This is a genomic window from Pseudoalteromonas aurantia 208, from assembly GCF_014858725.1.
In the GTDB taxonomy this organism is placed as follows: Bacteria; Pseudomonadota; Gammaproteobacteria; order Enterobacterales; family Alteromonadaceae; genus Pseudoalteromonas; species Pseudoalteromonas aurantia.
In genome coordinates this window covers 1,388,180-1,400,218 of sequence record NZ_AQGV01000012.1, presented here as the reverse complement: position 1 = coordinate 1,400,218, position 12,039 = coordinate 1,388,180, and the positions used below count along the sequence as shown (strand labels likewise).

The following is a 12,039-nucleotide window of genomic DNA, read 5'->3' as shown; positions in this document are numbered from 1 at the left end:
TCTTTTGATATACCGTAGGTCTGAAGAAATACGCAGGGAATGAAGTAATGTAGCCGTTTTAAAAAGCCATGGCGTAATTTGCTCGCCATGGCCAAGTGCTAAATTGTATGTTTAAATAAACAAAGAAATTCCGGTGAACTCACCTAACTTTGTAGGTGAAATCGAGTTAGAGGAGAAATTACTCAAGCCCTTTTTTTGTGTAAAGAGTGACTTTATCGGTTACTAAGGTAACCTTAATATACTGTGTTTCGTCACCCCATGTACAATTTGTATGCAGTGTTTTTTCTTCACAGTTATCAGCAGTACCTAAAACTTGTTCTAATTCTGTTTTGTCCATTCCAACTTCTATTTTATTGTAGTTTTCAAGCGAAACTTTAGAGCATCCGGCAAGCGAGAGTAATCCCGCAATGATAAGAAATTGTTTCATGTTTTTCCCCGTTATTAGTGTTGGTATTTTCTAATTTGAAATATTATGCCAAGTTTTGGGTGATCCAGATAATGCATATCACCACTATAAACCCGTGTGTACTGAGACATACGTGCAATTTGTGTGTCGCCAGTTTCTATTTCGTAACGTATATCTAAATCGGTTGTTACGTATAGGTAGTGTCGCACATGTATTTTTACTAGGCCTTCAATTTGCCAGTTGTCAGCGTGTTCAGAGGGCATAGCGTGTGGTTTTTTGGGTAATAAGCTCACATAACCTTGCTCAGTGACAGTGTCGGCAATATGGTAGCTAACGGGCACCGGAAAACGCTTGCCTGCAAACACCTTGATAAAAGGTGCGCGTCGTTTACTTTGCTCTGGAAAACGCCAGCCAGTATGCAAGATTGGTTTTAAACCTTTGCGCTTGAGCTTACTTACCGTATTGTCAAATTGTAGCTGCTCTTTAGCCAGTAGATAAATATTATCCATATGCTCTTGGGCCGGTGCGAAAGGCGTTAGTGGCAAAATATCATATTTAGACATGTAATCGGCGCTGTCAGTACAAAGCCATGACGCATTCTTGCTGGTTAACTTTACACTCAGTGGCCGAGGGTCAAAAAAGCTATCGCCGCTTAAGCAGTGTTGCTGTCCTTGCGCATTGTAGCCATCAGTGAGTAAATCTCGCTTGCGGTTACCTTTGATCTCAGCATGCTCTAAACTGAAATCTTCTCGCAAGAGAGGAGATGCTTTTTGTTCAAATGCTATCATTTCGATTTCAAACCATCGTACTGCATGAACATCGAAAGCACTTGTGGCAGCCAACAATATGATCATTGTTTTTACTAAGTGCATTTATGCCAGCGCCTTTTTGTCAAAATCATCCATCATTGCATTGATTAACTTCATTCTTTCTTGCCCATTCTTTTCTTCGATTGCAAAACGTAACTTACTTGCACCTTCCATTTTATAAATAGAGGGATTGCTTTGTATCAAACCTATAATGAACGTTGGGTTAACCTTTGTCGAGGTACTAAATTCAAAGTACCCGCCTTTGATGTTTGCCTCGACCTTACTGATCCCTAAATTACTTGCTTTGAGCTTGAGAGCCTGTATTGCGAATAGGTTTTTAGCGGCATCAGGTAACAAACTGAATCGGTCAATGAGTTCGACTTGCAGTTCATCTAACTCGCCTAAGTCTTTTGCACTTGCAATACGTTTGTACATACTCAAACGAATGTTCACATCTGGAATATAATCATCCGGCAGTAACGCTGGGACTTTTAAATCAACGTCAGACTGTTTTTGCAGTAAATTTTCAAGTGTTGGCTCTTTGCCATCTTTTAATGCTTGTACCGCTTGTTCCAGCATTTCCATATAAAGTGTGAAGCCAACGGATTGAATTTGACCACTTTGGTCGTCACCTAATAACTCACCTGCGCCACGGATCTCTAAGTCATGTGTGGCAAGCGCAAAACCGGCCCCCAAAACTTCAAGAGACTCGATTGCCTGTAAACGTTTAACAGCATCTTTAGTCAATGTTTGGGTATTTCGCGTCAATAAGTACGCATAGGCTTGATGATGACTACGCCCAACACGGCCGCGTAACTGGTGTAATTGCGCAAGTCCAAGCTTGTCGGCACGATCCATGATAATGGTATTTGCCGAAGGAATATCAATACCTGTTTCAATAATGGTGGTACAGACGAGTACGTTATGCTTTTGGTGATAAAAATCTCCCATAAGCTGCTCAAGCTCTCGTTCGCGCATTTGTCCATGTGCAATGGCAATACTTGCTTCAGGTACTAAGGCTGCAATATCCGAAGCTGTTTTGTCGATGGTTTCAACATTGTTGTGCAAGAAGTAGACTTGTCCCCCGCGTTTAATCTCACGCAAAATTGCTTCTCGGATCAACTCATCATTGCGTTCTTTAACAAATGTTTTAACAGCTAAACGTTTCGCTGGTGGGGTGGCAATAATTGATAAGTCGCGCATTCCACTCATTGCCATATTAAGTGTCCGTGGAATAGGCGTGGCTGTGAGTGTTAAAATATCAACATCGGCACGCAACTGCTTAATTTTTTCTTTTTGCCTAACACCAAAACGATGTTCCTCATCAACAACCAATAAGCCTAAGTCATTAAACTTAATACTCTCTTGTATAAGTTTATGCGTTCCAATAACGATATCAATGGTGCCGTCTTTAAGCTTTGTTAATGTAGACTTTTGATCTTTGGTGCTGTTGAAACGAGACAAAACCCCAACCTCTATTGGCAGGTCAGCAAATCGGTCTTTAAAATTCTCAAAATGCTGTTGGGCGAGCAGGGTAGTGGGGACTAAAACAGCCACTTGTTTATTGTCATTGACTGCCGCAAAAGCACCGCGCATGGCGACTTCCGTTTTTCCAAAGCCGACATCACCACACACTAATCTATCCATCGCGAGATTAGACTGCATGTCAGCCAAAACAGCTTCAATGGCATTGCGTTGGTCATCGGTTTCTTCAAAAGGAAAACTGTCACTAAATTCCCGATATGCAGCACCATCAATTTTGAACGAAAAACCAGGTTTACTTTGTCGTTTAGCGTATATATCGAGCAACTCTGCTGCAACATCTCGGACTTTCTCGGCCGCTCGACGTTTGGCTTTTTCCCAGACATCAGAGCCTAATTTATGAAGTGGGGCGCTTGCTTCTTCTCCACCGGAATATCGACTAAGCATATGCAGCGCTGAAACAGGTACATAGAGTTTTGCTTCATTCGCATAAATAATGGTCACAAATTCTGTCGCGACACCGGCTGCATCAATGGTTTGCAAACCGAGATAACGGCCTACACCGTGATCGAGGTGAACGATGGGTTGACCTTCTTTTAATTCTGCTAAATTACGAATAAGGGAATCTTGGCCTTGCTCGTACTTATGCTTACGACGGCGACGTTGTGAGACTTTAACGCCTAACAACTCTTGTTCTGTAATGATGCTTAAGCTGGGCTCTCCAGATAGGTAGACACTTTGCTCTAATGGACTTACAACTAGCCCAACATCACTTTTTGCAGATAAGAATTTTTGAAAATTATCAAACTCTTTAAGTTTTAACCCCGTCGGTTTTAGTAGCGTGAGTAATGATTCACGTCGGCCATCGGTTTCAACGCTGAACACAATACGTGACTTTTGTTTTTTCTGAGCAGTAACAAACTTCAATAACTGTGCGTATGGATCCGTCTGTTTGTGGTCAATACGCACATCTTTAATCGGTTTTGCGCTGAGGTTAGTATGACCTGCTTTTGTACCAAGTTTTGCTTCGCTTAGACGGATCCTAGGATGGCTGTTAAAGTTTTTAAACAGCTCTTCTACAGGTTGATACAACATCGCTGGTTCAAGCAAAGGCCTGAGTGGATCCACTTTGCGGTTTTCATAACGTTTATACACATCAAGCCAAAACTCATCAGCAGCATGTTCAATATCACCTAAATGAACAATAGTGGCGTTCTCTGGTAAATAATCAAAGATAGTTGCTAACTGATCGTAAAAAAGAGGCAAATAATATTCAATGCCTGATGGCCAGTTACCTTTAGTCACTTGCATATAAATAGAGTCTTGCTCGGCACTTGCACCAAATGCATTCCGGTATTCCACTCGAAACCGTTCGATATCTTCATCGTTGGTTGGAAACTCGTGCGCTGGCAGTAAATCAATGTTTTCTACTTTATCGCTAGAGCGTTGGGTCTCTATATCGAAAAGACGTATGCTGTCTATATCGTCATCAAAGAAATCAAACCTAAACGGAGTAGGGCTCCCCATAGGAAAAAGATCCACTATCGAGCCCCTTACCGCGAACTCGCCATGCTCCATTACCTGCTGAACATGCCGATAACCAGTTTCTGTTAACGCATTTTTAAGTTGTTGTGCATCTACCGTATCACCGACCTTAAATTGGAGTGCATTGCCATAAATGAATGCCGGTGGGGCAGTACGTAACATTAAAGTGGCTACAGGCACAATGAGCACGCTTTGCTTCTGCTTTTTCAGGGCGTTAAGTGTGGCTAATCGTTGTGATATTATATCTTGATGTGGTGAAAAGTGATCATAAGGAAGAGTTTCCCAGTCAGGAAAAACCATCACGGGTAAATCGGGTAACAAATAGTCTAACTCAGTTTCAAGGCGCAAGGCTGAGGGAGTATCTGGGGTTACGATAACAACCAACTCTGGGTTGTTTCTTATTCCTTCGCTTAATGCGATAGTTAAACCGCTGCCACTTAGTTGACCCCAGTGTATTTTATCCTTTGAGTTTTTAATCCAAGGTAATTCGCTCCAATGCGCAGACGCCATTGAGTACTCCTAATCTGTTTTTCTAATTGTTTTAGTCACGATAAATCTTGCAAAGGTCTTGATAGTGATCAATTCGTCTATCGCGTAAATACGGCCAAATGCGTCTAACGGATTCACTTTGCGCCTGATCAACTTTAACAACCGATACTTGTTCTTTATCTTCGCTGGCGTGCAGTAACATTTCGCCTTGGGGGCCTGCCACAAAAGAGTTACCCCAAAACGTTATTCCATCACTTTGCCCACTTGGGTCATGTTCATGGCCAACTCGGTTTACACTGATCACAGGAATACCATTGGCAATAGCGTGGGCGCGTTGTGAAATTATCCAAGCGTCACGCTGTCGAATTTGTTCGTCTTTATCATCTCGAGGATCCCAACCAATCGCGGTTGGATAAATTAGTAACTCTGCACCGGCCATGGCCATTAACCTAGCGCCTTCAGGAAACCATTGATCCCAACATATTAGCACACCTAATTTACCGACGGATGTATCAATTGGTGTGAAACCCATATCGCCAGGTGTAAAATAGAACTTTTCATAAAAACCGGGATCATCAGGAATATGCATTTTGCGATATTTACCCGCAATAGAGCCATCACTTTCAATAACAACCGCGGTGTTATGATACAGACCCGTTGCTCTTTTTTCGAATAGAGAAGTGACAATCACTATGTTGAGCTCTTGTGCTAGTTTACCGAAATAAAGCGTGCTCGGACCTGGGATCGTTTCTGCTAGGTCAAATAAGTCTGTATTTTCTGTTTGGCAAAAATATAAGCTGCGATGTAATTCTTGTAATATAACCAGTTTTGCCCCTTGTTTTGCAGCATCTCTGATCCCCTGTTCAGTTATTAATATGTTTTGTGCAAGGTCATCACTGTTGCTGTGTTGTACAATGCCGACGTTTAAGGCGTGAGTACTCATAGTCTATTCCTGTTGTAAAAAGCCACGCGGTAATTGCATTGTAATGCAGTGCAAGCTACCAAATTGATGAATAATGGGTAAACAATCAATGCCTATAACTGCATGCTGGGGATAAGCTGATTGGATTTGAGAGATTGCTAAACTATCATTGTCATCGCCATAAATAGGTACCAAAACGGTATTATTAAGAATGAGGTAATTGGCGTAGGTTGCCGGCAAGCGTTCTTTCTCATCATTATATATCGCTTTTGGCCATGGCAAGGGTACTATATTATATTTACTACCGGCAGGGGTTGTAAATGATGCCAATTGACGCTGCATGTTCGCCAATTCAATATAATGCTCATCATTAATATCATCACATGTTACGTATACTATCGTATTATTTGGCGCAAATCGTACTAACGTATCGATATGGCTATCCGTATCATCACCTGATAAATATCCATGTTCAACCCATAAGAAGGCCTCTGCGCCTAATTCTTGTGACAGTGTATATTCAACTTGCTCTTTGCTAAGTTCAGGGTTTCTATTTGGGTTTAATAAGCAAGCAGAGGTTGTCAGTAAGGTGCCATGTTCATTTATTTCAATACCACCACCTTCTAGTACGAAATTGATGCTATCAAACTGGATGTGTTCACTCATAGCTTGTGTCGCAATCGCAGTATTGAGCTTGTTGTCTAGCTGCGCTTCATACTTGTTCCCCCAGCCATTAAAGGTAAAATCTTTTACCTTTAATTTTCCTTGTTTATTGGCCACAGTAATGGGGCCATGATCACGAGCCCAAGTATCATTGCAGGGAGCGATAACAAAAACAATGTTATCTAAGTCGATTGACGCATTATTCAGTAGCGTCGTGATATGTTGTTTTAGCGCCAGTGTGTGGGCCACGATCAGTATTTTCTGAACTTGGGAAATCTCTTGACATAAAGTGACATAGACCGGTTCTACATCTGATAATATATTAACCCAGTCAGTGTTTTTATGAGGCCACGTCAACATAATTGCATCTTGTGGTGCCCATTCAGGTAAAAGTCTAAAGCTCATGATGTTACACAAATAAATTACTAAGCTACTAGTTTATCATTCCCATGTTTGGTGTCAGCTATTTTGTTCTTTATTCTGTGCTAATTGACGCTTTTTTAGTTGTCGGGTCTGGGCATGTAAACTTGCGCGAACCACTAACTCTTGGTCAGCATCACGAATTTGGGTAAAGCCTAACGTGTGTTGCTGCTTTTCACTAGAGAGCCGTTCTACAGCAATAACCTGTGTGTAGCAGTAAATAGCGCTAGCTTCTTGATTTAAAAACAGTTTTGTTCGTAATTGAGTCCCTATAGATATCTTCTCCGCTAAGGTTACTTTCAATCCACCACCACCATAACTATCACAATATACATTATCTTCGTCAGGTTGCTCTGTTGCCAGTATATGGCTCATTATCAGATCGATTTTTCGAGACTGGGCTTGTAAAAATGATGCAAGCTCCGTTGCCACATCTCCCAAATTCCGTAAAGGTCTTAATGCGTTATTATCTAGTTCATTGATTTCATTGGCGAGTTTAAATAGTGCGGGGATGTTCTTTTCTAATTCTGCCTGTGTTTGTGGCACATCGCTATTTTGGACAACAAATAAGTTAACCTGATTACTGTCTTCTACTTGAAAGTATTCATCAAAAGTATTTTGTAGGCTACTGCTCATATATTAATCTGTTACTGACTTTTTATTTAATCTTAACGGCTTATAAGTAAAAACGCCAACTTTGTAGTTGGCGTTTTATTAACGTGTTTCGGTTATGCGAGCCCTTCTTCGGTGTCAACTTGTTCCTTTTTATGTTGCTGGGCGATTTCTTCAGCAAGTTCCTGTTTGCTTCTTTTCTCAGTTAACTTTCTGTTTGTTAACCAAAAGAAAAATAATGGGACAAAGAAAATAGCTAAGAATGTGGCTGCAATCATGCCACCCATAACACCGGTACCAACACTGTGTCGGGCACCCGCGCCAGCACCGGAGCTCAATACGAGTGGTACCACCCCAAGTATAAATGCCAATGATGTCATAATAATAGGTCTAAAGCGTAGCCTTGCAGCTTCAAGCGCAGCAGCACTGGCACTCCAACCCTGTTGATATTTCATAAGCGCATATTCAACAATCAAAATAGCATTTTTACTGGCCAAGCCAAGTAACGTAACGAGGCCAATTTGAAAGTATACATCATTGGTTAAACCCGCTATCCATACAGAGATCAACGCACCAAATGTACCAAATGGTAATGCAAGTAATACCGATAAGGGCAAAGACCAACGTTCATACAACGCTGCTAATATTAGAAATACCATTATAACAGCAAGACCCAGCGCTAAACCTGTAGTGCCAGAGCTTTGCTTTTCTTGATAGGCCGAACCTGTCCAGTCGTAAGTCATATCAGGTGGGAGTACTGTTTTGGCTATACGTTCCATTTCAGCTATAGCTTGGCCTGAACTGTATCCCGGGGCGGCTTCACCCAGTAGCTTTACTGCAGATAAGTTGTTATATCGTTCTAGGTTCTCAGGTCCTCGGCTGTACTCAATACGTGTAAACGCGGAAATCGGAACCATATCACCTTGATTGTTTTTCACATATATACGACCTACATCTTCAGGAGTCATCCTAAACTCAGCTTCGGCTGAAAGCAGTACTTGCCAAGCGCGACCAAATTTATTGAAGTCGTTTACATAGTACGTTCCTAAGTTAGCTCCCAAAGCGGTGAATGCACTATTGATGTTAACACCCATAGCACGGGCTTGTTCTCGGTCCATATGTACTTTGAGCTGAGGCGCATTAGGTCGCCACAGGGTTTGCAAACTTGCTAACACAGGGCTTTTTTGTGCTTCAGCCATTACCAGTTGCATATTCTGCTTAAGCTTCTCATGGCCGCCAGCACCTTTATTTTGTAGATACACTTCAAACCCACCGGTACTGCCTAGTCCGAATATTGGCGGAGGGTTAAATGCGAGTACTAACGCTTCGTTAATATGCGCTGTTTTCATATAAAGCTCACCAACAAGTGACTTTGTGTCAATTTCTCGTTCGTCCCAGTGTTTTTGAGTGACGAATAGGGTCGCAGCGCTGTTTTTATAACCGCCGCCGATGAAGTCAAATCCAGTAAAGGCGACAACATTTTCGTTGGCAGGGTTAGATTGAACTGCAGCAATAACTTCTTCGACAACTTTAGCTGTACGCTCAAGTGAAGAACCATCAGGCAGGAAAATAGCAGATACATAGTAACCTTGATCTTCATCAGGCACTAGAGAACCGGGTGTACTTTTCCAAAGGGTTGCGGTTGAAGCGATCATTGCGGCAACTAAAATTAACCCAAGTAACCCGCGACGGACCATAAAGCTCACAGCACCAACGTATTTACCAGTAATACGGGTAAACCACGCATTAAACCACAAGAAAAATCGCGCAGTTTGTTTGTGTTCTTGTTTTAAAATAAGCACACATAAAGCGGGGGTCATTGTTAACGCGACCACACCAGATAAGCTAACCGCGATTGAAATTGTAATGGCAAACTGACGGAACAATTCTCCCGTTAAACCGCCCAAAAACGCAATGGGCACGAATACAGAACATAACACAAGTACAATCGCGATTACGGGGCCACTGACTTCTTTCATAGCCTGTATTGCAGCATCACGTGCGGAGGCTTTTTGTTCGTGCATAATACGTTCAACATTTTCAAGTACCACTATCGCATCATCGACAACAATACCAATAGATAACACCATACCGAATAATGTGAGGGTGTTTATTGAGTAACCAAGCATATACATGCCTGCAAATGTACCTAGTAAAGATACTGGCACGGCTAATGTTGGAATCAGTGTTGCTCGCCAGTTTTGCAAGAATAAATAGACCACTAAGAATACCAAAACCATGGCTTCCATTAAGGTGATAATCACTTCGCGAATAGACACTTCTACAAAACGTGTTGTGTCGTATGACGTAACATGAGCTAGCCCAATGGGGAATTGTGTTTTTAACTCTTCAATTGTACTGTTTACCTGAGCTGCAACATCTAATGCGTTAGCGCCAGGTTGTAGAAATATCCCAAGTAACACCGCTTCTTTTCCGTTGATTGTTCCGGCAAAGTCGTAATCTTTAGAGCCTAACTCAACACGGGCAATGTCTTTTAGTCGTAGATTTGATCCATCCGGGTTAGCACGAATGATGATGTCGTCAAACTCTTCTGGTGTTGAAAGTCTGCCTTGTGCCGTCACACTATAGACAAGTTCTTGAGCATGTACTGAGGTTGGGGTTGCGCCTATCTTGCCAGCTGCATATTGTGAGTTTTGCTCTCGGATAGCGGATGCAACTTCTTCAACGGTAACAGCTAGCTGACTCATAATATCGGGTCTTAACCATACGCGCATCGCATAATCTTTGGCGCCAAAAATTTGCACGCTGGTGGTGCCTGGGATCCGTTTAATACGATCAAGAATATTCATGGTGACATAGTTAGAAGTCCATAAACTGGTTCGAGTATTATCAGGTGAATAAAACGCATGAACTTGTAAAAAGCTAGATGAACCTTTCGTTACCTGAACACCTTGGCGTCGGGTTTCTTCTGGTAGTCGAGCCTCAACCTGTTTCACTCTGTTGTTTACGTCTACCGCAGCTTGGTCAACGTCAGTGCCGATTTCAAATGTAACAGCAATTGTGGTTGCTCCTGAGCTTGTGCTAGTCGAACTCATGTACATCATACCTTCAACACCGGTGATGGCATTTTCTATTGGAGCTGCAACCGTTTGCTCTAATACATCAGCAGAAGCGCCTGGGTACACTGCAGTCACTTGCACAACAGGAGGGGCGATTTCAGGGTACTGTGCTACGGGCAAACTCCGCATTGCAGCAAGCCCAGCTAATACAATGACAATAGAGATCACAAAAGCAAAGATTGGTCGGTCTATAAAATAGCGAGAGAACATCGTGTTACTCTCCTTTATCAGCTATAGCAATAGGCATTCCAGGAAAGAAGATACGCGCGAACCCTTCTGTGATGACAGGCTGACCATCGGTTAATCCGCTTCGAATTATCCAATAGTTTTTATCGTCTAAATGTACCCATTCACCCACCTCAACAGGTGCTGGTAGTGCGACCATAGTCCCTTGTTCATTTTTCGTGGCGACATAAACAAACTTACCTGTGCCATTATCAAGTACGGCTCGTTGTGGCAAAAGTACTGCATTGTTTCGAACGGCGCCAATAAGCTCTACACGAACAAATTGCCCTGGTCGTAGTTGACCCGTGGAGTTTTCAACTTTGGCTTGGAGCTCACTTGTTCCGGTATACCGGTTAACGCGAACATCACTAAAGTTTACTTTGCCCATACTCTCGTGAGTGGACCCGTCCTGAAGAATCAATTTTGTATCGAATTCATTATTTTTGGGTAAGCTTAAGTTGCCATTTTCAACATCTTTACGCATTTGAAGTTGTTCGCGCTCAGAAAAGCCAAATCGTACACGCATAGTGTCAGTTTCGGTCAACTCGGTTAACAACAGTTCAGGGCCTGATACATAGCTTCCTTCAGAGACTAACTCACGGCCGATCATGCCTGAAACAGGCGCCTTTACGTGCGCGTAATCCAAGTCTAACTTTGATTCATTCAAAGCAACCTTGGAGGAAGCGAGGTTCGCTACTGCGATATCATAGTTTGATGCTGCATTATCGAAATCTCGTTTTGATACTGAACGCTCATTTTTGAGCTTTTGTAATCGGTCGCGTTCTCGTTTTGCTTGTTTTACGGTTGCAACCGCCACATTGACTTCAGCTTGAGCTTTCTCTACTTCCAATGTAAAGGGCTCTAAGTCTAAGGTAAATAGGGACTGACCCGCGGATACTTTCTGTCCTTCTTCGAAATTACGAGACTCAACGATACCCGACACGCGAGCACGGATCTCAACCTCTTTGTTACCAGCGAGGGTTGCAGGCAATTTAATTATGATTGGTACCGATGTCCTTGATACAGGCTCTACACTTACCTGGGCAGGAGGCATACCGCCTGATGATTGCGCTTCAGGCATATCTTGGCATGCGGTTAATAGTGTAAAAGATGCTATTAACACGGAAATTTTTTTTAAACGACTGTTAAGTGGGGGATACATAAACACTCCAAATCCTATTTTATGTTTATAAGTAAATTTATAGACATAAGTGTTATCACGAGTTGGCAATATAGTGGGTCAGGGCGATTGACAACTCAAATAGACTACCTTGCATAGTTCATTTCATACCCAATACGACATAATGTAAAGAAATTAGGGTGACTTTTATGCAAGTAAACACAAGTGTATACTTTTTGCCATATAAGGTAAACGGTATCGTATAC

8 protein-coding genes are annotated in these 12,039 nt (G+C 42.2%); all 8 read right to left on the bottom strand.

Features of this window, described 5'->3' with window-relative positions; all coding sequences use genetic code 11:
• Positions 1 to 178 precede the first annotated feature (178 nt).
• On the bottom strand, positions 179 to 427 hold the full coding sequence (locus PAUR_RS09875) for a DUF3862 domain-containing protein (protein WP_192507592.1): 249 nt from the start codon (positions 425 to 427) through the stop codon (positions 179 to 181).
• Positions 428 to 441: 14 nt separating this feature from the next.
• Positions 442 to 1,278 (bottom strand): CsiV family protein, encoded by an 837-nt coding sequence (locus tag PAUR_RS09870; protein WP_192507591.1) that lies wholly within the window; start codon positions 1,276 to 1,278, stop codon positions 442 to 444.
• Positions 1,279 to 4,752 (bottom strand): transcription-repair coupling factor, encoded by a 3,474-nt coding sequence (gene mfd / locus PAUR_RS09865; RefSeq protein WP_192507590.1) that lies wholly within the window; start codon positions 4,750 to 4,752, stop codon positions 1,279 to 1,281.
• Between the two features lie 31 nt (positions 4,753 to 4,783).
• Positions 4,784 to 5,674, bottom strand: a complete 891-nt coding sequence (locus tag PAUR_RS09860; protein WP_192507589.1) for a carbon-nitrogen hydrolase — start codon at positions 5,672 to 5,674, stop codon at positions 4,784 to 4,786.
• Between the two features lie 3 nt (positions 5,675 to 5,677).
• A complete protein-coding gene (locus tag PAUR_RS09855; RefSeq protein WP_192507588.1) occupies positions 5,678 to 6,721 on the bottom strand; it encodes an agmatine deiminase family protein in 1,044 nt (347 codons plus the stop codon).
• Between the two features lie 54 nt (positions 6,722 to 6,775).
• Positions 6,776 to 7,372: a PilZ domain-containing protein gene (locus tag PAUR_RS09850; protein ID WP_192507587.1), complete on the bottom strand. Its 597-nt coding sequence runs from the start codon at positions 7,370 to 7,372 to the stop codon at positions 6,776 to 6,778.
• A 92-nt stretch (positions 7,373 to 7,464) separates the two neighbouring features.
• Positions 7,465 to 10,638: an efflux RND transporter permease subunit gene (locus PAUR_RS09845; protein ID WP_192507586.1), complete on the bottom strand. Its 3,174-nt coding sequence runs from the start codon at positions 10,636 to 10,638 to the stop codon at positions 7,465 to 7,467.
• A gap of 4 nt (positions 10,639 to 10,642) precedes the next feature.
• Positions 10,643 to 11,815 carry an efflux RND transporter periplasmic adaptor subunit gene (locus PAUR_RS09840; protein WP_192507585.1) on the bottom strand — a complete coding sequence of 391 codons (1,173 nt, stop codon included), beginning with the start codon at positions 11,813 to 11,815 and terminating at the stop codon, positions 10,643 to 10,645.
• Positions 11,816 to 12,039: the final 224 nt, after the last annotated feature.

Bases quoted from the DNA above. Each gene is read 5' to 3' on its own strand.
- PAUR_RS09860 (WP_192507589.1), bottom strand. From the start codon at position 5,674: ATGAGTACTCACGCCTTAAACGTCGGCATTGTACAACACAGCAACAGT.
- PAUR_RS09850 (WP_192507587.1), bottom strand. From the start codon at position 7,372: ATGAGCAGTAGCCTACAAAATACTTTTGATGAATACTTTCAAGTAGAA.
- PAUR_RS09855 (WP_192507588.1), bottom strand. From the start codon at position 6,721: ATGAGCTTTAGACTTTTACCTGAATGGGCACCACAAGATGCAATTATG.
- PAUR_RS09870 (WP_192507591.1), bottom strand. From the start codon at position 1,278: ATGCACTTAGTAAAAACAATGATCATATTGTTGGCTGCCACAAGTGCT.
- PAUR_RS09840 (WP_192507585.1), bottom strand. From the start codon at position 11,815: ATGTATCCCCCACTTAACAGTCGTTTAAAAAAAATTTCCGTGTTAATA.
- PAUR_RS09875 (WP_192507592.1), bottom strand. From the start codon at position 427: ATGAAACAATTTCTTATCATTGCGGGATTACTCTCGCTTGCCGGATGC.
- PAUR_RS09845 (WP_192507586.1), bottom strand. From the start codon at position 10,638: ATGTTCTCTCGCTATTTTATAGACCGACCAATCTTTGCTTTTGTGATC.
- mfd (WP_192507590.1), bottom strand. From the start codon at position 4,752: ATGGCGTCTGCGCATTGGAGCGAATTACCTTGGATTAAAAACTCAAAG.